Annotated in this window: 32 protein-coding genes; 11 read left to right on the top strand and 21 right to left on the bottom strand. The window is 55.7% G+C overall.

The window, feature by feature from the left end:
- Positions 1-56: 56 nt before the first annotated feature.
- The 20 genes from RE432_RS18520 to RE432_RS18430 form a co-directional block, all read right to left on the bottom strand.
- Entirely contained in the window at positions 57-1,046 is a 990-nt protein-coding gene (locus RE432_RS18520; protein ID WP_310934998.1) for a tyrosine-type recombinase/integrase, read from the bottom strand.
- Positions 1,021-1,239 carry a DUF4224 domain-containing protein gene (locus RE432_RS18515; RefSeq protein ID WP_310934997.1) on the bottom strand — a complete coding sequence of 73 codons (219 nt, stop codon included), beginning with the start codon at positions 1,237-1,239 and terminating at the stop codon, positions 1,021-1,023. The genes RE432_RS18520 and RE432_RS18515 overlap by 26 nt, the downstream gene beginning before the upstream one ends.
- Before the next feature lie 86 nt (positions 1,240-1,325).
- Complete coding sequence (locus RE432_RS18510) at positions 1,326-1,829, bottom strand: HNH endonuclease signature motif containing protein (protein WP_310934996.1); 504 nt, start codon at positions 1,827-1,829, stop codon at positions 1,326-1,328.
- Entirely contained in the window at positions 1,813-2,046 is a 234-nt protein-coding gene (locus RE432_RS18505) for a hypothetical protein (RefSeq protein ID WP_310934995.1), read from the bottom strand. Before RE432_RS18505 ends, RE432_RS18510 begins: the two co-directional genes overlap by 17 nt.
- Positions 2,036-2,791, bottom strand: coding sequence for a hypothetical protein (locus tag RE432_RS18500; RefSeq protein ID WP_310934994.1), 756 nt, complete (start codon positions 2,789-2,791; stop codon positions 2,036-2,038). The genes RE432_RS18505 and RE432_RS18500 overlap by 11 nt, the downstream gene beginning before the upstream one ends.
- Positions 2,788-3,534 (bottom strand): hypothetical protein, encoded by a 747-nt coding sequence (locus RE432_RS18495; RefSeq protein WP_310934993.1) that lies wholly within the window; start codon positions 3,532-3,534, stop codon positions 2,788-2,790. The genes RE432_RS18500 and RE432_RS18495 overlap by 4 nt, the downstream gene beginning before the upstream one ends.
- A gap of 265 nt (positions 3,535-3,799) precedes the next feature.
- Positions 3,800-4,282, bottom strand: coding sequence for a Lar family restriction alleviation protein (locus RE432_RS18490; protein WP_310934992.1), 483 nt, complete (start codon positions 4,280-4,282; stop codon positions 3,800-3,802).
- A gap of 297 nt (positions 4,283-4,579) precedes the next feature.
- On the bottom strand, positions 4,580-4,765 hold the full coding sequence (locus tag RE432_RS18485; RefSeq protein WP_310934991.1) for a hypothetical protein: 186 nt from the start codon (positions 4,763-4,765) through the stop codon (positions 4,580-4,582).
- 37 nt (positions 4,766-4,802) lie between these two features.
- Entirely contained in the window at positions 4,803-5,648 is an 846-nt protein-coding gene (locus RE432_RS18480) for a hypothetical protein (RefSeq protein ID WP_310934990.1), read from the bottom strand.
- A gap of 104 nt (positions 5,649-5,752) precedes the next feature.
- A complete protein-coding gene (locus RE432_RS19645) occupies positions 5,753-6,565 on the bottom strand; it encodes a DNA cytosine methyltransferase (RefSeq protein WP_409079888.1) in 813 nt (270 codons plus the stop codon).
- A 48-nt stretch (positions 6,566-6,613) separates the two neighbouring features.
- Entirely contained in the window at positions 6,614-7,108 is a 495-nt protein-coding gene (locus tag RE432_RS18475) for a siphovirus Gp157 family protein (protein WP_310934989.1), read from the bottom strand.
- A 40-nt stretch (positions 7,109-7,148) separates the two neighbouring features.
- The gene (locus RE432_RS18470) at positions 7,149-7,643 is read right to left on the bottom strand and encodes a hypothetical protein (protein ID WP_310934988.1); all 495 of its coding nucleotides are present in this window, start codon (positions 7,641-7,643) and stop codon (positions 7,149-7,151) included.
- Between the two features lie 9 nt (positions 7,644-7,652).
- The gene (locus tag RE432_RS18465; protein WP_310934987.1) at positions 7,653-8,069 is read right to left on the bottom strand and encodes a single-stranded DNA-binding protein; all 417 of its coding nucleotides are present in this window, start codon (positions 8,067-8,069) and stop codon (positions 7,653-7,655) included.
- Positions 8,066-8,629, bottom strand: a complete 564-nt coding sequence (locus RE432_RS18460; protein WP_310934986.1) for an ERF family protein — start codon at positions 8,627-8,629, stop codon at positions 8,066-8,068. The genes RE432_RS18465 and RE432_RS18460 overlap by 4 nt, the downstream gene beginning before the upstream one ends.
- A 93-nt stretch (positions 8,630-8,722) precedes the next feature.
- Positions 8,723-8,935 (bottom strand): hypothetical protein, encoded by a 213-nt coding sequence (locus tag RE432_RS18455; RefSeq protein ID WP_310934985.1) that lies wholly within the window; start codon positions 8,933-8,935, stop codon positions 8,723-8,725.
- Positions 8,932-9,225 carry a hypothetical protein gene (locus RE432_RS18450; RefSeq protein WP_310934984.1) on the bottom strand — a complete coding sequence of 98 codons (294 nt, stop codon included), beginning with the start codon at positions 9,223-9,225 and terminating at the stop codon, positions 8,932-8,934. The genes RE432_RS18455 and RE432_RS18450 overlap by 4 nt, the downstream gene beginning before the upstream one ends.
- 739 nt (positions 9,226-9,964) lie before the next feature.
- Positions 9,965-10,567, bottom strand: a complete 603-nt coding sequence (locus RE432_RS18445) for a hypothetical protein (protein WP_310934983.1) — start codon at positions 10,565-10,567, stop codon at positions 9,965-9,967.
- 600 nt (positions 10,568-11,167) lie between these two features.
- Positions 11,168-11,917, bottom strand: coding sequence for a DUF3800 domain-containing protein (locus tag RE432_RS18440; RefSeq protein WP_310934982.1), 750 nt, complete (start codon positions 11,915-11,917; stop codon positions 11,168-11,170).
- Between the two features lie 265 nt (positions 11,918-12,182).
- Complete coding sequence (locus tag RE432_RS18435; protein ID WP_310934981.1) at positions 12,183-12,773, bottom strand: hypothetical protein; 591 nt, start codon at positions 12,771-12,773, stop codon at positions 12,183-12,185.
- 32 nt (positions 12,774-12,805) lie between these two features.
- Entirely contained in the window at positions 12,806-13,435 is a 630-nt protein-coding gene (locus RE432_RS18430; protein WP_310934980.1) for a LexA family transcriptional regulator, read from the bottom strand.
- 83 nt (positions 13,436-13,518) lie between these two features.
- Between RE432_RS18430 and RE432_RS18425 the strand changes: the two genes are divergently transcribed.
- A complete protein-coding gene (locus RE432_RS18425) occupies positions 13,519-13,755 on the top strand; it encodes a YdaS family helix-turn-helix protein (RefSeq protein ID WP_310934979.1) in 237 nt (78 codons plus the stop codon).
- A 4-nt stretch (positions 13,756-13,759) separates the two neighbouring features.
- Here RE432_RS18425 and RE432_RS18420 read toward each other — a convergent pair whose 3' ends face one another.
- Positions 13,760-13,945 carry a hypothetical protein gene (locus RE432_RS18420; RefSeq protein WP_310934978.1) on the bottom strand — a complete coding sequence of 62 codons (186 nt, stop codon included), beginning with the start codon at positions 13,943-13,945 and terminating at the stop codon, positions 13,760-13,762.
- A gap of 71 nt (positions 13,946-14,016) precedes the next feature.
- Here RE432_RS18420 and RE432_RS18415 point away from each other — a divergent pair, with 71 nt between their 5' ends.
- From RE432_RS18415 to RE432_RS18370, 10 genes are all read left to right on the top strand, one after another.
- Positions 14,017-14,394 (top strand): phage regulatory CII family protein, encoded by a 378-nt coding sequence (locus RE432_RS18415; protein WP_310934977.1) that lies wholly within the window; start codon positions 14,017-14,019, stop codon positions 14,392-14,394.
- The gene (locus RE432_RS18410) at positions 14,394-14,804 is read left to right on the top strand and encodes a recombination protein NinB (RefSeq protein WP_310934976.1); all 411 of its coding nucleotides are present in this window, start codon (positions 14,394-14,396) and stop codon (positions 14,802-14,804) included. Before RE432_RS18415 ends, RE432_RS18410 begins: the two co-directional genes overlap by 1 nt.
- Positions 14,801-15,163 (top strand): DUF968 domain-containing protein, encoded by a 363-nt coding sequence (locus RE432_RS18405; protein WP_310934975.1) that lies wholly within the window; start codon positions 14,801-14,803, stop codon positions 15,161-15,163. The genes RE432_RS18410 and RE432_RS18405 overlap by 4 nt, the downstream gene beginning before the upstream one ends.
- Positions 15,160-15,882 carry a DUF1376 domain-containing protein gene (locus RE432_RS18400; RefSeq protein WP_310934974.1) on the top strand — a complete coding sequence of 241 codons (723 nt, stop codon included), beginning with the start codon at positions 15,160-15,162 and terminating at the stop codon, positions 15,880-15,882. The genes RE432_RS18405 and RE432_RS18400 overlap by 4 nt, the downstream gene beginning before the upstream one ends.
- A complete protein-coding gene (locus RE432_RS18395; protein WP_310934973.1) occupies positions 15,879-16,214 on the top strand; it encodes a hypothetical protein in 336 nt (111 codons plus the stop codon). Before RE432_RS18400 ends, RE432_RS18395 begins: the two co-directional genes overlap by 4 nt.
- Positions 16,211-17,161: an AAA family ATPase gene (locus tag RE432_RS18390; protein WP_310934972.1), complete on the top strand. Its 951-nt coding sequence runs from the start codon at positions 16,211-16,213 to the stop codon at positions 17,159-17,161. The genes RE432_RS18395 and RE432_RS18390 overlap by 4 nt, the downstream gene beginning before the upstream one ends.
- Positions 17,162-17,341: 180 nt before the next feature.
- Positions 17,342-17,716 (top strand): hypothetical protein, encoded by a 375-nt coding sequence (locus RE432_RS18385; protein WP_310934971.1) that lies wholly within the window; start codon positions 17,342-17,344, stop codon positions 17,714-17,716.
- The gene (locus tag RE432_RS18380; protein WP_310934970.1) at positions 17,713-18,048 is read left to right on the top strand and encodes a hypothetical protein; all 336 of its coding nucleotides are present in this window, start codon (positions 17,713-17,715) and stop codon (positions 18,046-18,048) included. Before RE432_RS18385 ends, RE432_RS18380 begins: the two co-directional genes overlap by 4 nt.
- Positions 18,048-18,170, top strand: a complete 123-nt coding sequence (locus tag RE432_RS18375) for a hypothetical protein (RefSeq protein WP_310934969.1) — start codon at positions 18,048-18,050, stop codon at positions 18,168-18,170. The genes RE432_RS18380 and RE432_RS18375 overlap by 1 nt, the downstream gene beginning before the upstream one ends.
- Positions 18,171-18,605 carry a hypothetical protein gene (locus RE432_RS18370; RefSeq protein ID WP_310934968.1) on the top strand — a complete coding sequence of 145 codons (435 nt, stop codon included), beginning with the start codon at positions 18,171-18,173 and terminating at the stop codon, positions 18,603-18,605.
- Positions 18,606-18,668 lie beyond the last annotated feature (63 nt).

The raw sequence follows: 18,668 nt of genomic DNA, 5'->3' as shown, positions 1-18,668 counted from the left end.
GGGGGTGTGTTTAGAATCAATAACTTGCGATGACATTATTCTAGACAGTCTAAAACTCAGGCGGTTTTCTTCGGTTTACGGTTGAATTCAGGACCATCCACAATCGGCACTTCACGCAGGCGAATATATCGGTCTGTCATGGCTGCCGAAACGTGCCCGGCAAGCTGTTGTGGGTCCTTTCCTTGGCGCTTGGCATCCGTCAGTGATTTGGCCCGTATGTCGTGTATGTGGGCATCTTCGACGCCAGCTGCTAAACAAGCCTCGTTCCACTGGTCCTTGGTCACGCCATAGGAGGGCGGCTTGCCACCTCTTGCCCGAGTACGAAAAAGGTTTAAGCCTAGCACGTTGCCGCTTAGTTCGTTCGCCTGCTTGACCGCATCCTTGAGTTCCGGCGTCCAGCGAACCAGCAACTTGGCCTTTGTTTTTTGCTGTTCAAACAGAATGCCTTGGTCGGTGATATCGGCTCGTTTAATGCTCAGCACATCAACAACACGCTGGCCCGTAAGATATAACAAATCCATAACGATCTGCAGGCGCGGGTTAGCATGAGCACGGATGGCGTCAAACTCATCGTCTGTCAGATAGCGTTTGCGCTTTGCTTCTTCGTGCCGGCGAATGCCTATGCATGGATTGCTGTCCACCAGTTGCCATTCGACAGCATATGAAAACACGATACGCAAAAACGATAGAATTCGGTTCGCCATGTTGGGCGTGTCGGCCATATCCATCTTCAGCGCGGCGACGTGCTTAGGCATGACCTGATGCGGAGCGAATTCGATGAACGTGTCTTTCACCCGTCTGGCCGCGATTCGATACTGCTCAATGGTACTCTTGGCGAGTTTCGGTTCAATGTGCTTTAGAACCTTGTCGACCAAATCAGACATGCCCCCCTTCGGGGCCTCCACCAGCCTGGCGTACTCTGCAAGCGCGGCGTTCAAATCAGTGCCGATGCGCGTCCACGTTCCGCCCTTGACGTAATAGTAGGCGCCGTGTTTATGATGCACGCATCGAGGCAGGTGTTTATCGTGTTTGCGTGGCCGGGCCATTTCGTAGCCTCATTTGTGGTTCTTGCGGGATGCGCTCTACGCCTAGTTTTTCTACGGCGGCGCGAAACACTAATATAGACCCATCCGGCCTTATTTTGTGGCGGATCCCAAGCGCCGCCAGCATCCGCGCCTGGGCGCTACGGCGCTGACGATTCGTGATCTGTTCTATTTCCTCATTCGTCAGGGTGAGCATGCCTTACTCCCATCAAAAACCCGGCACATGGCCGGGCAGGTTCCAATCTTCAGCCGTCTTAGCAAGCACGGCGCGTATTCGCTCGGTCATATCGTGCAGCCGTCGTGCGACTCCCTTTTTGCTTCTAGATATGCCATAACCGCATCCTCTTTGTTCTTAAACATTCCAAGGTGTCGTTTTTTCTTGTTTGTTGTGATTACGGCATACCATTGCTTGTCGCGCTTGTTCCAAATCACTCCCAATGTGTTTGTGGAGGAACTTTTGTAAGGGGCCCGAATATTCTGCTGGTTGATGTGTTTTGGCACGTCTCGGAGGTTTTTAATTCGATTGTTGGATTTATTGCCATCAATGTGATCGATTAAATGCTTAGGCCACTCTCCGTAAACGTAGAGCCAAGCCAGTCTATGCGCAAGATATTGATGCCCATCTACTCTTATGTACCAGTACCCATCTTTTCTCAGGTACCCAAGGATAGACCCTGGCCTTACCGAGGTGGGCCTTGCGGGAGTCGCATAGAATATTCCAGTGTCGGGGTGGTAGAGCGCAACCTCGCGAAGTCGATCGGCTGAGACTTTATCTATTGTTTTCATTTCTCATCCTCCTTTCGATAAGATCAAACTCTTCTTCTTCCTGCTCGGTCCAGGGCATATTATCCAGCCGACGCTGCTCAAGCGCCTGCTTTTGCTGGGCATGCAGGCGCTCCTCCATCGGGCTTGGCTTTGGCGGGAAGAGCTTGTACCAAAGCATCTTGGGTAGGCTGCATATGAACAGCAGCAGCACCAGGGGCCATTTCCATTTACCGTCCATGGGTGTCTCCTTGCTGGGCGCGGGCGGCGTATAACTTGGTTCCAAGAGGCGGCGGCGCTTTTAGCCATTCAACCCCTTCATAGAACACCGACCCATTTAGGCCGGCGACTGGCGAAGTGCGCCGACAAACTACCCCCACTGGCTCCGCATCCACCTTATCGGCGTCCTGCTGTGCCTGCCCGTCTGCTGGTGGGGTGGGGGCGGCTGCTTTACACATATCCATCCACAAATCGGCCCAACGGAATTGTGTCGGCAGTGGGTGGGCACCTTTAAAGGTGTTTAAATACGCTTGACCGGCTAGACCTATTTCCGCCGTGTATCCAGGCACGCTCGGCTGTGCGGCATTTTCAATAACTTCCAGCGCAGATTGCCAAGGGCAATTCATGTTGCTGTGCTCGCCAATTTCCGCTTTGAAGTGTTCGGCAATGGCTTCTGCCAGCTTATCTGCCATGTCGTGATAGTGGTCGCGGTCCCTTAACGTCTTGTCCCATAGCTCGTCGTCAGCGGGGCGAAACTGCACGCTATTGCGCCCCATGTTGAATACGCGGGTGAATTCTTCTCTTGACCCTCCCAATGTATGGGCAGGCTGTGCGGGCTGGCCCAACCGGGAAGCGGCAGCACTCAGCAAACCGCGAGTATGTCCGCCAATACCGTGCGGCACCAAAGCGCCTTTAGCGTCCAATTCCAATAGCGCCTTGATGCTTCTGACGAGCGCATTATTGTCACCTTGAAAGTTATCGGTCATGATTTGCTCCCATAGCGGGCGAGTAGGGCGCGGGCGAAGCTCAGATAGTTATCGTGCCCTAACGCCATCGCCGGGAAATACTCGTTGTGGATGGCGAACAGGTCCGCATCGCTCGGCACCTTCACCGGCTCGGTGGGTTGTGAAGGTTCATCCTTGGGGTAAGGCTTCAGGCGCTTGTGGTAATCCTCCCGCGCCTGATCAAACCCCTGGCTGGCGTTATAAGCAGCAGCGAGGTCGGCACCTATTGCTGCGCCGTGACACTCGCTGAAAGTCACCGGTGTCTTTAGGCTGGTGAGCCAAGCGGCGAAACCGAATATTGCCTCACCGGGCAATACGTCCGGATCGGTGGGCTGTGGGGTGAATCGACCGCGACCTTTATGCTGCTCTTCAAGAAGACGCCCAAGCTGGGCCGCGCCATCCCCAACTATAGTCATACCTTCCTCATCGGACTCAGAGCCAAACGCAGAAACCGGGACCGCCTCGAAAACTTGCTCTGGGTCGCTATAGTTCCTAACCCGTCGAGCTTGATGCAATAGTGCTTGCACAGGCTCGCCCCGTCCCTGCCGGTCAAGGGCGATGGCGGCATGTAGCACAGCGGTTAATTGTTGTCGCCATTCCGCATCACACACTGATGGCTCGTTATCAAAGATAAACCGATCAAGCGGAGTTTCGTTGTTTCGTAAACAGTTGCGTTCCGCTTCATTCCACGTTGGTAGCGGCGGTAGTTTGAACTGTTGTGTCATTGTTGTTCCTTGCTATAGAAGTCAAACCAAGCCCGACGCATGTGTTCTCGTATGTCTGCTGGTAGCTCCGGTCTTGGTGTCTTTGGGGCTACACTGATCTGCCCGGAGCCAAAGCAGGTCGGGCATTGTCTAGGCCCGTCGAGGTCTTTAAAGTGGCCACCTACAGTTCCTCGGCCATTGCAGTATTCGCATGTTTCCGAGTGGTATTTGGGCTTCCAATCGAGAAAGCACGTAAGCTCCCAGTCATCGGTATCTCTGGTAGATTTCATTCCCCTTCCCCCTCAATGCGGCGGGCGTGGTCGATGGCAAAGGCCGCACTACTGAATCGGTGTTGTCCGATCCATTCATCTGTGCGGGCGCTCGGGAACGGCTCATAATCCCATTGGCCGCTCCTGCTTAGACAATGCTCGTATGAATCACGTACCGCCCAAAGATAGGTTCCGTCTCGCTGCATGCTGCGCTCTACGCTGATTCCACCGGGCAAGGCGTAGGCCGTGATTTCAGCATCCTCCCGATCCTGCTCTCGCAGGGCGGCTCGGCGGTTCCAGGCTTCGGCTGCCAGAGCTTTGCTTTCGTATCCAAGCACAAGCCCTCTATTATTGATTCCGCACACTACGCAATTGACGCCGTATCCAGTGTCTCGCTTATTCAATTTGATGGTTTCGCGGCATGTGGTGCGGGTGGTATTGAAAGCTGCCTCACCTCCGCAACAGGGGCAGGGCTCCAGTTCGTCAGTCTTGGTTGTCATGATTGACCTCTATCGGAAAAGTGACCAGGCCAGCCACGCGACAAGCGACACGACCATTGCTAGCGGGTACACAAGCACGGCGGCCATACCTTCTAGGTAGGAGCCTCGCTCGTTTCGAATGCTGATGGCTGCCCATGCAAACGCGGCAATAGTGATAATGAGTGGCACGAGCCACCAGCCTATGGTTATGCTCACCACCACCTCCACACAAAAATAATCACCACCCATACCGCAACGCCTGCGGCGATCATGATCCAGATATCAAGCCAATCCCGCCAAGTGGCTGGCTTCCAGTCGTTATCCATTTAATTTCTCCTCGGCCTTGATGGTCCGGTGGCGCCAAAATTCAGTCTCAAGGCGCATACGCTCCATCTCGTGCTCGTGGTCGGTGAAAAGAACGTACCGGCCATCTGGTTGTTCGGTGATGGCCGGAGCGCCGATCTGGTTGGCGTACTCGCGGCCTAGGTCGTAGCGGGGGATCATGCAAGCTCCGATGGCCGCCACACGGGCGGCATGTAGGTTATTGGGTGCGCTGGATGCCGGCTGCCGTGATGGTGTAGCGCTCGACTCGGGGTGGTATGGGCGTCACGATGGGCTGGACGGAGGCGATCTGCGCGGTCGCCGTGGTTGCAACAGGGCTCGCGGCGGGAGCTTGCGCTACCTGTGCGGCCCCAGGGCAAGGCGTGCCAGCGGTTTCCATAGCCTGGGCAATGTCCTTGTCCTGGCACATCAAAGCCACAGCGCCCTGGGTTTGGCCAAGGCTGAACAGCGTTGCGGCGTTAGATCGGCGGGTGCACCCATCGTCTTCCCAGGTGGTGCCAAGGGATAGGCCGAACGTGATGCCCTGGCCACCAACGGAGCTGGAACCCATGCAGGTATTGGTGCCAGCCACCAAGGCGGGGGCGTAGGCCGTGGCCACCGGAATGCGCGGGGCTTCGTGGTTGTCGCCCTGCACCGTCACAGACTGGTTGCTGTTGTTGCCTTCGTTGCTGGCACTGCTACGGTTGTCGTTGCGGCTGGACTGGCTTTGCGTGGCGATTGCGGCCTGTTGCTGTCCTTGTAATTGACCTTGCTGCTGCCCCTGCTTGTTGGTGTTACGATTGCTATTGGCGTTCCGGTTGGCGTTCAAATTGGCATTGATGTTGCTTGAGTTTCCCGACCCGACAACACTACCGCCTTGCCCTCCGGCGCCACCCTGGCCAATGCCGACACCAACCCCTACGCCCAACCCAGTGCCTCCCTGATTGGTTGTGTTGTTGATCGTGTCGCCGCCCGGGCAATTTCCCTGGCAGCCGTTATTTTTTGCCATCGTCGGCACCGTGGTAAACATGCCGGCCATCAGCGCGGCAAGAATCAGTCGTTTCATGATTACTCCTTGGGTTGCGGCCAATCGGCCAAAAAGAGAGCCACGATGATGGCGGCTCCGATGGTGATAGATAGGTAGGAGAGGGCGGTCATGCTGGCTCCGATTCAAATTTGGTTTGATAGGATGCGGAATGCTGTTGCTGCCACTCTTGGTACTTGGCCGTTTCCAATGGCTTTAAGTCGGTCCACCCTATGGGCCATCCCATTAGCCATTCGACCCAATCCGGGTTCAGAGGGCCAAACATTTCCTCTTGTGGCACCAGTTCGGCCATCACCTTCCGCGCCGCGCTTCCTCCCCATTCGGCGAGGTATCCTCCGCTCTTGTGATTGCCGGCTGTCGGCGTCGGCCAAAGCCTGACCGCAAGGCTTAAAGGGGTCCCGCCCTGGGCGTATTTCGTGCGCCGCGAGCTCGTGTCGTCCGCTACGGGCGTTTGCCACAATCCAGATGCGCTCTCGCTTGTGAGGGGCGCCAACGTCTGACGCTCCCAGCACTCCCCATTCCGCATCGAACCCCATTTCGGCCAAGTCTCCGAGAACTCGTCCAAGCCCCCGAGAAGTGAGTATTGGGCTGTTTTCCACGAAGACGTAGCGCGGTCGTACTTCGCCAATGATGCGGGCCATGTGCCCCCACATTCCGCTGCGCTCACCGTCGATTCCTGCGCCTTTTCCGGCTGCGCTAATGTCTTGGCACGGAAACCCGCCCGCCACGATGTCAACAACTCCTCGCCACGGCCTTCCGTCAAAGGTCTGCACATCACCCCAAATCGGGAAAGGCGGGAAGGTTCCATCGTTTTGTCGTGCCACAAGCACGGCTTGGGCGTAGGGTTCCCACTCGACAGCGCAGACGCATCGGTGGCCGAGCAATTGCCCTGCGAGGATGCCGCCACCAGCGCCCGCGAATAAATGAAGCTCATTCAATATTCAACCCCACCCCTTTATTAGAGGGGCGGGCCTTTGGTGGTGGAATTACTTGATCGCCAGCCTGACGCCAGCCTGTAGTCTGCACCCTGGCACTTGGTAGCCGTCGTTCAGCGCTTTATAGATGGCGTTCTTGTTGGGCTGCGGTGTAGGCGGCTCTGGCGAAGTGAGGTAGTCGGATGGCAGCAACTTTTCATCCTCGATGATCACTCGGCCTTTCGCGCCCTGAATGGCGACGGTGAACGTACCAGCCTTTACTGTTTTCTCGCCAGCGACTTGCAGGCCGGTCAGTAGCGCCTCTTTCATGCGCGTGACGGCGTTATCTTCGGACTTGATAAGCGCGTCGAATCGCTCTTTTTCGCGCTTATAGGCTTCGATTGCCGCTTCCTTTTCGCGCAAGACGATGCAGTACGTTTCCACCTTGCCGGGCAAGTCGCTTTCAGCTTCCAGCGTGTCTGCAACGGCATCATCATCAAGGCCCATTGATCGCAGGCGGTCGGCTAGCTCGCGGTGGGCGGGTGCTATGTTGTATAGCGCAGTCATGTTCTATCCGGGCAGCTTATTGGGCCACCCGGTCCTATGGCTAGAAGTGCAGGGTTTCTTTCTGGCCTGCCGCATATAGGATTTCGGCAGCGGCCCGATGGGCGGCTTTGTGATGCTTAGGGCACAGCCAAGTAACATCTAACGGCCGGTCATAGTCGGGGTGATGGGCTTGCGCCTTATCGCCGCAGATAAAGCATGGCTGCCGATCCAGCCTGCCATCGCGGATGGCGTTGTTTACTTTGTGGCTGGCGCTTCTCCGCACGGCGTTAGTTACTGCCCATTTTTGCTTCGCCCTTGCTCCGGCAATCCTCCCTTCCGGCGTCTTGGCGTACGCCTCTCGGGCAGCAATGCGCTCAGGGCGAGAGCTCCTGTTGCGGTCAAATTGGCGGTAGTAATCAAGCTTGTCTAGACGGTTCTGGCGTGCGTCCGCCTTCGTGCATTCGATGCACTTGTTAAGCCTTCCGTCGCCCATCCGGACGTGCTTGTAAAACGCCTCAAGCGGCTTCTCAGCCAAACATCGAAAGCACCGTTTCATGCGGCCCTCCTAAAATGGTATGGAATCGCCATCGAGATCAGCGATGCTTGCGGCTGGGCCTGCTACTGGCGCTGCTGGTCGTGGCTGCTGTCGTTGTTGAGCCGGCTGGCTATCGTCACGCTTGCCGCCCTGCAATTCGATCTCGTCCACGCGCACATCCGGGCTTAGGCGCTTGCTGCCTTCCTTATCATTCCACTCACGTAGGGTGAGCGAACCAAAGACCGTAACTTGCTGGCCCTTGGTTAAGTGCGGGGTCAGGGCTTCGCCGCGCTTGCCCCATACCTGGCATGAAAACCAGTTGGTCGATTTGCGCTCTCCGTAGCCAATATCGGACGCCACACGAAAGCCGCATATCGCATCGCCGGATGGCGAGTAGCGTAGTTCGGCGTCTGCGGCCAAGCGGCCAGTTATGGTGATTTTGTTCATGCTGGCTCTGCCTCTGGTTGCGATTCGGTTAATGCTGCCTGTAGTTTCTTTTCCTGCATCGCCGTAAGCGTGAATGCTGCCCGTAGCTTCTCAGTGGTGTATTCGCCCGCGATGATGGTTTCGATGGCCTTGCTAAGTCGTTCGTCGGATATGGCGGGCGGCTTGGCTGGCTTTTGCGCCTGCTGCTGGCTGGCCGCGTTCCCATCATCATCTTCCGGCGCAACCCCGAAGGCCGCCTGCAGGCTGTAGCGCCGTGCGTAGGTGCATGCCGATCCGAAGCCTTGCGCGTCCATCTTGCTAGCCGGGACATTCAGCGTTCCGTTGCTCAGCGTTTCGCCCGACTCGTGGATGATGATCGTCTCTACCGTTATGCCCTTGTCGTCGTGGTGGAACTTTTGCAGGAACGCCAAACCGTGCCTTTCGAGCGCCGGTTTGATGGCGTCCACTACTGCGCCGAGGTCGGCGTACTTATTGCGAAAGTGCGGATTCGTCTTGTCCTTGCTCGCCTTCTCTATCTCGGCTTGCGCCTTGACGAAAGCTGCCGAAACTTTGGCGCTCATCTTCTTCTCCTGATTGCTTGATTGCTACGATTCGCCCAGCGCCGCCCCTGATAACAGGCTCGGGCGCTCCGGGCAGGAAATATTCTTCGGCCTTCACATCAGCCACCTTGCCGCCATCCCCGGCCCAAAGAAAAGCAGCCCGAAAGCTGCCGCGCCTAATGCGATTGCGATGGCCCAGCCCCAGGGCGGAGTACTTGAATCTTTGGCCCACGCTCCCACGCCGTCATATTTCGACTTGCGTGGCGTGCGCAGTGTCCGGTTCGGGCTGCTCATGTCGGTGCCGTGAGGCCAGTTCGATGTTTTCATGATCCCTCCAATTCGTCAGCAATCTTGAACCTGATGTACTCCTGCACTCGGCTCATGTAGACGCTGTTAGTCGTCATTGCCGCATACAAAACAGCCGCTTTCATCTGCGAGTCCATGCAAGCAAACAGATCAGACTCGTCCAGATTTTCAGCCCAGGCTTCGATATCGTTTCCGCGCTCGTCGGTTCGTATTGCCAGGCGCAGGACGCTTTCGACCTCGCCTGCGGTGACTGTTGGGAGCGGCATAAAGCCAGCCCCGCCCGTGCGAGGGGCATCTTCAAGTTCAAGCATGATTTGCTCCTAGTATTAGGAATAGGGCGGGCAGAGGTCAGGCCGCTTCGTTTAGGTGATCCCATGCCCCGTGTACTTTGGGTAGGGTTTGCCTGTGCGACGCCTTGGCGTGCCCATTGAGAGTAGAGAGCGCGTCGGGCTGGATGAAGCACCATTTAGCCACCACGCACACGTCAGAGGTTGAGTTTGGCCCGGTCGCTAACACCGGACCGTCCCGCGCACTCTCACGAAAATCCACTTGGCAATGGGCTTTCGGAAAAATGCTGATATAAGGGCGCCCCGTATCGTGGAGGCATACGCGAAGCTGCACCGCTTGCTCCGCCCGTACTGCGCGGCTCACTTAGGGCGGCATCCGCTTCGAAATCCCCTGAAGCTGCTCGAAGCTCCGTATTCAAGGGCGGCCCGGAGAGGCGGGATTGCACTGTCATTCGACAGGATTTCACCAGGGCGGATGCGCTGGCGTGATGGCGCGGGCGGCGATCTCCCGCTTTGACAAGAGTGGCCGGCTTTACGGCTCCGGGTGTCAGTCCCGGTTGGATACCCATCGCAACTGGGCATACTGCTTGCCATCAAGAAAAAGAGCGAACCATACAGCCCTGGCATCCTGAGTCCGTCCGTTCCCAATGCACGGATGCCCTGATATGTGTTTTGAACGGGACGCGCTCTTTCTTGATGGCCCTACCCGCAACCGACGCGGGCAGGGGTGGCCTGTGGGTTATGGCTGGCCGGGCCGGGGGGGTTAGGCGGCTTGCGCGGCGCGCTTCTTGTCCAGCTTGTGCTGCGCCACAAGAATGTCCCATTCCTCTTTCTCGACGCGTCGGCAGCCTTCAAGCTCCATGCTGAATGGCTGCTCAGGCCACGTAATCGTGCCGCCTCGGCCTTCCTCTGCTGCCACTTCGGCTGCTACGTCTGGTATCCAGAGCGCATACGGGCCATCGTCGGATAGGTAAAGAAAGCCGCACTCGCGCAACATATATCCGATGCATCTGCTCCCGCTGAAATTCTCTCCCTCGTAGGAAATTCTGAGCGGAACATCGAAAGCCTCGGCAATGACGGCGGATTCGCTTTCATGTCCCTTTTGCTCCGAGAATCGCTTGGCCCATTCGGTGCCTTTCTTTGGGGCGCTGCCGTACTTGCCCGGCTTGGTGAATTGCGGGTGCTTTTCGTCAGCAAATTCCACTGTCGTTATTACGCCGGACTCGATGTGGACTCGGTAGCGTTCCGCTCCCAGCTCTTTAGCAAGCTCGATATTCTGCTGGCGAACTCGCTTTACCTCGCTGATGCGGTGTTTGACCAAATCGAGAGCCTTGCCGCTTTCGATCATGTAAATGGCGTTGCTCATGTTGTTCTCCTTATCATCAGGAAGCCGACTCGCTTGAATCGGCTTTCGGATGGGCCGGTTTCCCGGCCTAATTTGTCGGCAGCAAGCTTCAGACGGTTCCTGCTTGCTGGCTGCCTCATGGCTCTGTCGGCTCTGGCGCTTTCCATTTACCACGCCTTCTTCGCGTCCGCTCCGATTGCAGCTCGGGCTAGGGCATTCCTCTTTCGGCTTCATCAGTTCAGATCCCGTATGGGGTACTGCTGATCACGCATGGGCTTGCGGTTGCTGCAATCCGGCTATGCCGGGGTACTGCTGACTCACTTTGACCGGGCCGTGTGGCGAAGGGTGTTTGGTGAGGCGTTGGACAGATAGTAATACAAGAAAAACTAGCATGCAAGAAAAACTAGCAAGAAAACCCGAATAATTTGTAACGAAGGAGATTTTCAGAACGAACAGGCAAAAGAAAACCCGCCGGGGCGGGTGAGGGGCGTCCACTTGACAGCGCATGCGGAAAAGTGCTTGCTATTAGCCTAGGCTAATCATAGAATAGAGTTTGAAATCTGAGCCCGGTTCCTTTGGCCGGTAGTAGGATTTCCCCCAGCCCGCAGAGATGCGGGCTTTCTATTGCGCAGGCCAGATTACAATTCCAGGCGGTCCGCCAGACAGGCGATTTACGTCGGTAAGCACAGCCGTGCCCAATTCATCCCAGATATCGACGCCGAAGTTATTTCCAGGGAACGCACGCCTGAATGCTGCGTATGCGTTTAAATCAGCCCATTGAACAAAATACGATTCAGTCGATCTTTTTTCGAATGGGTCTTCGACTATGTTCTGAGCGGCCCTATTCAGGGTTCCGCCACCAAAGGCAGAGGCAACGTGGTGAAAGCGCCTCATCGCTCTAAGCTGCTTTTTGATCAGGTCACCATGCCCTTCATCCGGGCAGATCATTATGTTGTCTTTCTTGGCAGTGCCAAATCTTTCAAGGCGCTGTATCGCGTATTGCCAAGCTATCTCCCGCACATCTCTATCGCGTTTCTTGATTCGATCCTTAACAATAATCACCGCAAATGTCTCAAAAACCCCGGCCTTTCTTTGGAATCGCATCGCAGCCTTATATGCCTGCATCCTTGCTGGATAGCTAAGGCCGGTTTTTCTAAATGGCCCTTTATTGTGAATTAGCCAGCTTGCTTTTATCTCATCTCTTGGCGCGAAATGGAATCGCTCTTTTAGATATCTCCGGAATGCGATGGATTGGTCAAGAGCAGACAACCAGTTGCTGTCGTGAATTAGGACTGCCGCCAACGTAAAAGTGTTGGTGGGCGACCCTTCAAAACCTGAATCGCCCGATTCGTCGAAATAAGCAAAATACATCGAATTCCCCTCACGCCCCCACATCAAACTAAATTCCTACTTCCAGGCTATTGTTGCGAGCGCGATGGCGCAGACCAAGGCGCACCACTGGATTATCTCTAGTTTGGAATTGATGCTTTCAGCTTTTCTGTCTGTTCCGATATGAGGCTCTCCATCCGCTCGGCCCTAACATCAGGATGAAATTGCGGAGTATCGATCTCGAAAAACGGATCAGCGTCTTCATTGATTGTCATAGCCTCTCACCCACCGCTGCTGAAAAAACCTGTCAATACTGCGTGCACTGAACATTGTTTCCGTACTGATAGCAATTTGTTGTTTTTGGTCTATAGGCATTCATATTTCGCTGCACCTGAAGATAGTTTTGGTACTGCTGGGCCTGCAGTTGCTGTGCTTGGTGTATCCGGCTCGATTCCGCCGCCTCAGCTTCGGCTTGAGCGCTTGAGGCCAGCCTTGCGCGTTCAGAATTGAATTGTCCGAATGTTAATTCGTCAGACAGAAGCTGAGCCCAAAGAAGCTTTGTATCTTGAATCAATTTCGCATACATAGGAGCGGCCGCCGGCGCGCGACGTTGTAAGTAATCTTCTGTGGCGGCACGGCATGGCTCATGGTACTCGTCGATTCGGACAATTGCTGATTTTTGCAGAGCATTGGGCTTTCTCTTGTCGGCAAGCTGCCCAATCGTTGCCTTCAACGCATTGCTTGGTATCGCATCATTTATCGGCTCCATCTCAGGCCTTTGGCTGGAGGCTTCGCAAACGGTGTTAACCCAGGCCTGCTCTTCTAGCGCTTGCTGTCGCGCCTGATGAGCGCATCCAACTAACGCCAAGGCTGGCATAAGAAGCAATATTTTTATCATTTTATTACCTTTTGCCGAAAATAGAGGCGGTTTCACAATCCAAACCCGCACCAAAATGCACGTCCCACAATCCTATCATCCATGTTCTCGATTGGGATATCAGGGTAAGTATCTGCCTCTGCTGCATTATGTGACCTGGCATGCCAGGCATCACCGACCTTGACGAGTTGCTTTACAAAAAGCTCACCATCTATCCATAAGACATAGAGGCGCTTGGGGATAGGCTCTTTCTGGGCAGTGTCGGCCAACACCACAGATCCGTCTGGTATATGCAGATCAATCATAGACACGCCTGACACAGGGAAGGCCAGCACCTCATCAGCTTTTGCCCCGTTTTTCCTCAGCCAGTCCTTACGGAACATCAGTAACTTACTGACGTCGGACGAAAACACGACTCGCCCTTTGCCTGCTGACGCTTTGGCATCAATCATCTTGACAGGCGCGTGCTCGCCGTCCGGCGCGGCTCCCTGCAGCAGGTGATCGACCGTTACATCTAAAACCTCAGCCACCTTCTCTAGCCGCTTTCGCTTTGGAGCTGTGCCGCCATTCTCCCATTGCTGAACAGTTTGCCACGCCTTGACACCCACGAGTTCGGCCACCTTTTCCATGGAAAAGCCTTTTGCTACGCGTGCCGATTTGATTCTGTCGTGAATGGTTGTCATGGCAGGACTTTAACCACAAGAAAACCCAGCATCAATGCTAGAATTTCTTGCAATGCTAGTTTTTCTAGCATAGAATCAATCTCATGGAAAAAAACCCTTTCGTAAATGAAGCCGTCGACCGCGTTGGCGGCCAAACCGAGGCCGCCAAAGTAACAGGCGCGCGCAGCTACCAGACCGTCCAGCAGTGGATGGCGACCGGGCGTGTTCCGGCTAAATTCTGCGCCGCGCTTGAAGCCGCAAGCGGGGTTTCCCGCTTCAAGTTGCGCCCCGACGACGCGCATTTGATCTGGCCCGAACTCAAAGAGGCTGAGCATGTGTAAGACCTCAATGCAACGCCAGCGCATCAACGCTCACTCCGCACCGAGCCCAAAACACCAGCACCGCATAGACACCAGCGATATGCCCGTCGGTCGGCTCATCAAACGTCTGGTACGCCAGGTTAACGGCCTGGTCGAAAAGGGCTTCATGGCTCATGGGTCGAGTGTCGGGCAGGGCAGGGCTTGTGTACATGCGTGGTTTCCGAGGTGTGTCAGTGCAAAAAATTTTGCCATTTTCGGTACCGGAAACTACAGGAAATTCTCATGACGCTAAATTCCCCTACCCAATTGACGATTGATTTCACGCCTGGGTTAACCGAGCGCCATGCCTGCCTGCTGGATTGCGTTCGTCAGGGTGCTTATAGCCACAGAAATCCGCTAAAGACTATAGCGGCCGACATGGACATGAGCCAGTCGGAACTGTCGCGCAAGTTGAGTGATAACCCTGACGACCCGCGCAAGCTGTCCGTCGGCGACCTAGAAAAATACATCTTGGCCACTCGTGACACCACGCCCATCTACTGGTTGATTGAAAAATTCCTGCAGGACGAATCGGTAAAGCAAAAGCAAGCCATGGCTGCGTTGACCAAGGCAATGCCTGACCTACTGGCGTTGCTGAAGGCCGCTCAAGGGGCTGCGTAATGGATAAGCAAGTCATCTACCTCACCAGCCCGTTGGCCCGCCGTAACGTCGCTCACCTGGCCGCCACGGCTCCCGATGGTTACCGCTGCGAGATTCGTCCAAAGACCCGCACCCTTGGGCAGAATGACTTGATGTGGTCGATTCTGACCGATATCAGCCGGCAGGTTCAGTTTGTCGTCAATGGCGCCCTGGTCAACGTATCGCCCGAGGAAGTTAAAGACATTCTCACGGCGGGCCTGAAACGCGAAACGCGGATGGCGACGGGGATTGACGGCGGCATGGTCATTCTCGGCCAGCGCACCAGCAAGATGACGATTCGCCAGATGACGGAGCTTATCGAGCTGGCTCATGCGTTTGGATCGCAAAAGGGCGTTCAGTGGTCGCCCACCAGCTTAGGGAGAGACGCATGATGTTTCCGAAGATCAGGCCCTGGCGCTCAGAAAAGCATCGCCGCAACGTTGCCAGCCTACCTTGCGTCGTTACCGGCAGGCCAGGCCCGAGCCAATGCGGGCACGCCAATTTCAATAAGGGTATGTCCACGAAGGTATGCGACAGCCTCACATTTCCGATCAGCCCTGACGCCCACCGCGACCACGACCAGGGCGGTATCGCTAAACAAGACCGCTGGCGCCGCGAATGGGAATACGTGGACGCTACCAGGGCAATGCTTATTCAGCGCAACCAGTGGCCTACAGAGGCCGAACAAGCATATCAGATCGCAATACAGCCGCTGGCAAGGGTTGTTCATGCGGATAAGGAGGTTGCATGAACTTCTACAAGCATTACATCGGCGACTTTCAGCGTGATACAGGGCATTTATCGCTTACAGAACGCGGTGCCTATCTGGCATTGATGCATCACTATTACGCGACTGAGAAACCCCTGCCTACAGATCATTCCGCGCTGTGCCGCATCGCTGGGGCGGTCACCAAGCCCGAGCAGCAGGCCGTAAAGGCTGTAATGGGGTTCTTTACCCCTATGGAATCAGGGCTTGTACATAACCGCATCGAGGCGGAGCTTGAGAAAGCAGGCAAGCAAGCAGATACGAATCGTCGCATTGCCATAGAACGAGAGGCACGACGAAAGGCAGAACGAGAAGATAACGAACAGAGCACGAATCGTGCTACGGATCGTGATACGAAAGGTTCAACGAACACCGAACCTAACCAGACACCAGACACCAATAAAGAAAAGAATACGTCGGCTCGCGCCGACTTTGCCGGGATCAAATTCCCAGAATTTTGGGAGTCCTGGCCAAAGACCGACAGGAAAACCGCCAAGGCTGAATGCCTCAAGCGGTGGAAGCTGCGAGGGCTCGACTCCCTTGCAGACCAAATCCTGCCGCATCTCGTCGCGATGAAAGCCACGAAGAAATGGCGGGACGGCTATGAGCCGGCGCCCCTGACGTACATCAACCAAAGGCACTGGGAAGATGGGCTTCCGCAAGGCGAATCTAGCTCTGAAAACCAATTCGAGGGCGCGATATGAGAGGCCAAGAAACCATTATTCGCATGCGGATTAACGGCTACAAGCCTTCCCTGGTCTGGCTGCTTGTCCTGCAAAACCCATGCCCGAGGTCCAGCTTTTTAGATGCCGAACAAGTCGTTCAAAACGGCGGACACCCAGAGATTCAAGTTGGCTCTGACGACATTCCCGGCACGCTGGACCTTCGGGCCCTGACAGGGCTCACAGTCCTGCTGCAAGGCGTTGACATCAACCGCCTGAGGCTGGTGTACGCCCGACTGAAAGAATTTGACCCGGCGCGAATCATCACTTCGAGCCCGGACTTCATCCACGAATACGAGAGGAAAGCCGCATGAGCAGCGTTGTCGTTCCCATCATCACTCCTGACACGTTCGACTTTCGGGCCTACATGGTCCAGTCCGAGCCGCACGCAAAGGTCCTGTCTGCCGACACCTGGAAGGAGCAGCTTTTGGAAGTTGTGCGCGGCGGCGGTCAAGTCACTGGCGCCAGGCTGCCGTGGGCAAAAACGCACGACAACATCCGCTTTCGCGGCGGGGAAGTCACGCTCTGGCAAGGCATCAACGGGCACGGCAAAAGCCAGCTATTGGGCCAGGCTTGCTTAGGGTTCGCCGCGCAAGGCGAGCGAGTTTGCATCGCCAGCTTTGAAATGAAGCCGGTGTCGACGCTCAAACGCATGCTTCGTCAAACCTCAATGAACGACCACCCGAGCGAGAAGGCGGTAAACGACCTGATGGCCTGGGCAAAGGGCCGATTCTGGCTGTACGACCAGCTTGGCACCGTTCAACCGGAAATGATATACGCCGTCATTCGCTACTGCGCTGATAAGCTCAAAATCAAGCACGTTGTCATTGACAGCCTCATGAAATGCGTAAGAGGCGAAGACGATTACAACGGCCAAAAGGACTTTGTGGACATGCTGACCGGCCTGGCCCGCGATCTGGATATCCATATCCACCTTGTCCACCACGTGCGCAAGGGCGAGAACGAGGACAAGATACCGGGCAAGTTCGACGGGAAAGGCTCTGGCGCAATTTCCGATCAGGTTGACCAATCGCTCACGGTCTGGCGCAACAAGAAAAAGGAAGCCGCCGTTACGAAACTGCAGGCCGCCAACAAGCCCATTGACGACGAAACACGCGGCACGCCCGACGCCATTCTCGTCTGCGACAAGAACCGGCACGGCGAATGGGAAGGAAAGGTAGCGCTCTGGTTTCACCCGCAAAGCCTGCAATACCTGGGCGACAAGCAGTGTCAGCCACTAGACATGATGGGGCACCAATGACCCCCGCTCAAATGACCCAGCTTTGCACCCACCAGCCCTACTACCAAAAGGGCTGTATCCCCTGCAATGCCCGCTACGTCATATTCCTACGCCCAAGCCGGCAAAAGCAGGGCGCATACCTTGCCGGCCTGCCAGAGCATGCGCGTGCGCAGACACTGGAAGTATTGAAGGGGGAAAAGGATGCAGATTGACCGCCTAACCATCATCCTGCCCTGGCCCGACACCAGCCTCATGCCCAACCGAAAGAATGGCCGGCACTGGGGCAACACTCAGGCCGCCAAGGTCCGGGCTCGGCAGGATGGCTACTTCGGCGCGAAGCAGGCTGTGGGCGCCAACAAGCTAGTCATGGCTGACCGCCTGCCAACACGCATCACGTTCGTTGCGCCCGACAAGCGCAGCAGGGACCTGGATGGATTGCTCGGCTGCGTGAAAGCAAATTTAGACGGCATCGCCCAAGCAATAGGCATTGACGACAAGCACTTTCGGCCAATGACGCTGGATGACGCAATAGATACCCAAAAACGGGGATTTGTAAAAGTGGAGATAGGAACATGACCAACGACGAATTAAAAGCAGCTGTAGCCGAAACCTTCGCCAAACAAGGCATATGGGTAAACCAGCATCTGCCGCTGCGTGATCTGCGCAAGAAGGTAGAAGAGCATACCGGCCAGCGCAAGCCCTACAAGCAGAACCAATTCGACTTCCTGCGCGACTTCGCCGGCATCAAGCGTGAGTACGGGCCGGCAAGGTGGGTGCCGCCATTTCGCCCCATGTCCACCAGGCCGCATCCACGCCAAGCAGATATCGAAGCCGCTCAACCGCCGTTCATGACGCCCAAAGGCGCAATAGGCAACGGCGATGAAAACACAAGGGTATGGAGGCGGTAATGCAAATACTGGCAATAATCGGCGGCGCCGTGCTGTTCATTGTGATCCTGGCGGCCATCATGTGGTCGATGGGCGTTCTGGAAGTTGGTTTCGATATCGAGTTCGATGATGAGGATGAATGAATGATCGACCAAGCATTCGAACAGCGCTTGGAGAACTGGGGCCGGTACTACAGCAGCGGCAGGGGCGGCAGCAATTCCAGCCCTACGGCGGTCGTATGCGAACAGATGGCAATAGCCGCAGGCAAGACCATCACCGACGGTTACCGAGAACTGCACCCGGCTCCAGAGATAGACGAAGCGGACGCGCAAACCATCGAATACTGCTGGGCCCGGTCGGACTATCGAATTGACGCCAGACTACGCGGATTGCTCAAGGCTCACTACATTCACCGAAACGATAAGCGCGGAACATGCCGGGTGCTGCAGATCAGATTGCGCTCATACGATGCCTTTCTTGAAGATGCTGTGAGACAATTCCAACAGTCAGTTGCACTGTATGAATCCGCAGTGCATAATTACGCCAAGACAAATGGACAACCGGCGAAAGCTGTGTAAATTGCCCTGTAGGCGGTCGGCCCGTCCCCGCCAGAAACGAATTCCAGAAGCCCTGTGAGAAAT

Source organism: Pusillimonas sp. SM2304, from assembly GCF_031628915.1.
In the GTDB taxonomy this organism is placed as follows: Bacteria; Pseudomonadota; Gammaproteobacteria; order Burkholderiales; family Burkholderiaceae_B; genus Pusillimonas_C.
The sequence above is the reverse complement of the archived record's forward strand: the minus strand, read 5'-3'. Positions and strand labels throughout refer to the sequence as shown.

Excerpts from the sequence above, each read along its gene's own strand:
- RE432_RS18510 (WP_310934996.1), bottom strand. The coding sequence starts at position 1,829 with ATGAAAACAATAGATAAAGTCTCAGCCGATCGACTTCGCGAGGTTGCG.
- RE432_RS18420 (WP_310934978.1), bottom strand. The coding sequence starts at position 13,945 with ATGTACACAAGCCCTGCCCTGCCCGACACTCGACCCATGAGCCATGAA.
- RE432_RS18480 (WP_310934990.1), bottom strand. The coding sequence starts at position 5,648 with ATGAAACGACTGATTCTTGCCGCGCTGATGGCCGGCATGTTTACCACG.
- RE432_RS18495 (WP_310934993.1), bottom strand. The coding sequence starts at position 3,534 with ATGACACAACAGTTCAAACTACCGCCGCTACCAACGTGGAATGAAGCG.
- RE432_RS18515 (WP_310934997.1), bottom strand. The coding sequence starts at position 1,239 with ATGCTCACCCTGACGAATGAGGAAATAGAACAGATCACGAATCGTCAG.
- RE432_RS18410 (WP_310934976.1), top strand. The coding sequence starts at position 14,394 with ATGGATAAGCAAGTCATCTACCTCACCAGCCCGTTGGCCCGCCGTAAC.
- RE432_RS18485 (WP_310934991.1), bottom strand. The coding sequence starts at position 4,765 with ATGATCCCCCGCTACGACCTAGGCCGCGAGTACGCCAACCAGATCGGC.
- RE432_RS18395 (WP_310934973.1), top strand. The coding sequence starts at position 15,879 with ATGAGAGGCCAAGAAACCATTATTCGCATGCGGATTAACGGCTACAAG.
- RE432_RS18455 (WP_310934985.1), bottom strand. The coding sequence starts at position 8,935 with ATGAAAACATCGAACTGGCCTCACGGCACCGACATGAGCAGCCCGAAC.
- RE432_RS18435 (WP_310934981.1), bottom strand. The coding sequence starts at position 12,773 with ATGATAAAAATATTGCTTCTTATGCCAGCCTTGGCGTTAGTTGGATGC.
- RE432_RS18445 (WP_310934983.1), bottom strand. The coding sequence starts at position 10,567 with ATGAGCAACGCCATTTACATGATCGAAAGCGGCAAGGCTCTCGATTTG.
- RE432_RS18460 (WP_310934986.1), bottom strand. The coding sequence starts at position 8,629 with ATGAGCGCCAAAGTTTCGGCAGCTTTCGTCAAGGCGCAAGCCGAGATA.
- RE432_RS18505 (WP_310934995.1), bottom strand. The coding sequence starts at position 2,046 with ATGGACGGTAAATGGAAATGGCCCCTGGTGCTGCTGCTGTTCATATGC.
- RE432_RS18520 (WP_310934998.1), bottom strand. The coding sequence starts at position 1,046 with ATGGCCCGGCCACGCAAACACGATAAACACCTGCCTCGATGCGTGCAT.
- RE432_RS18415 (WP_310934977.1), top strand. The coding sequence starts at position 14,017 with ATGACGCTAAATTCCCCTACCCAATTGACGATTGATTTCACGCCTGGG.
- RE432_RS18450 (WP_310934984.1), bottom strand. The coding sequence starts at position 9,225 with ATGCTTGAACTTGAAGATGCCCCTCGCACGGGCGGGGCTGGCTTTATG.
- RE432_RS18380 (WP_310934970.1), top strand. The coding sequence starts at position 17,713 with ATGACCAACGACGAATTAAAAGCAGCTGTAGCCGAAACCTTCGCCAAA.
- RE432_RS18490 (WP_310934992.1), bottom strand. The coding sequence starts at position 4,282 with ATGACAACCAAGACTGACGAACTGGAGCCCTGCCCCTGTTGCGGAGGT.
- RE432_RS18440 (WP_310934982.1), bottom strand. The coding sequence starts at position 11,917 with ATGTATTTTGCTTATTTCGACGAATCGGGCGATTCAGGTTTTGAAGGG.
- RE432_RS18500 (WP_310934994.1), bottom strand. The coding sequence starts at position 2,791 with ATGACCGATAACTTTCAAGGTGACAATAATGCGCTCGTCAGAAGCATC.
- RE432_RS18425 (WP_310934979.1), top strand. The coding sequence starts at position 13,519 with ATGGAAAAAAACCCTTTCGTAAATGAAGCCGTCGACCGCGTTGGCGGC.
- RE432_RS18370 (WP_310934968.1), top strand. The coding sequence starts at position 18,171 with ATGATCGACCAAGCATTCGAACAGCGCTTGGAGAACTGGGGCCGGTAC.
- RE432_RS18385 (WP_310934971.1), top strand. The coding sequence starts at position 17,342 with ATGCAGATTGACCGCCTAACCATCATCCTGCCCTGGCCCGACACCAGC.
- RE432_RS18400 (WP_310934974.1), top strand. The coding sequence starts at position 15,160 with ATGAACTTCTACAAGCATTACATCGGCGACTTTCAGCGTGATACAGGG.
- RE432_RS18405 (WP_310934975.1), top strand. The coding sequence starts at position 14,801 with ATGATGTTTCCGAAGATCAGGCCCTGGCGCTCAGAAAAGCATCGCCGC.
- RE432_RS18475 (WP_310934989.1), bottom strand. The coding sequence starts at position 7,108 with ATGACTGCGCTATACAACATAGCACCCGCCCACCGCGAGCTAGCCGAC.
- RE432_RS18375 (WP_310934969.1), top strand. The coding sequence starts at position 18,048 with ATGCAAATACTGGCAATAATCGGCGGCGCCGTGCTGTTCATTGTGATC.
- RE432_RS18390 (WP_310934972.1), top strand. The coding sequence starts at position 16,211 with ATGAGCAGCGTTGTCGTTCCCATCATCACTCCTGACACGTTCGACTTT.
- RE432_RS18470 (WP_310934988.1), bottom strand. The coding sequence starts at position 7,643 with ATGAAACGGTGCTTTCGATGTTTGGCTGAGAAGCCGCTTGAGGCGTTT.
- RE432_RS18465 (WP_310934987.1), bottom strand. The coding sequence starts at position 8,069 with ATGAACAAAATCACCATAACTGGCCGCTTGGCCGCAGACGCCGAACTA.
- RE432_RS18430 (WP_310934980.1), bottom strand. The coding sequence starts at position 13,435 with ATGACAACCATTCACGACAGAATCAAATCGGCACGCGTAGCAAAAGGC.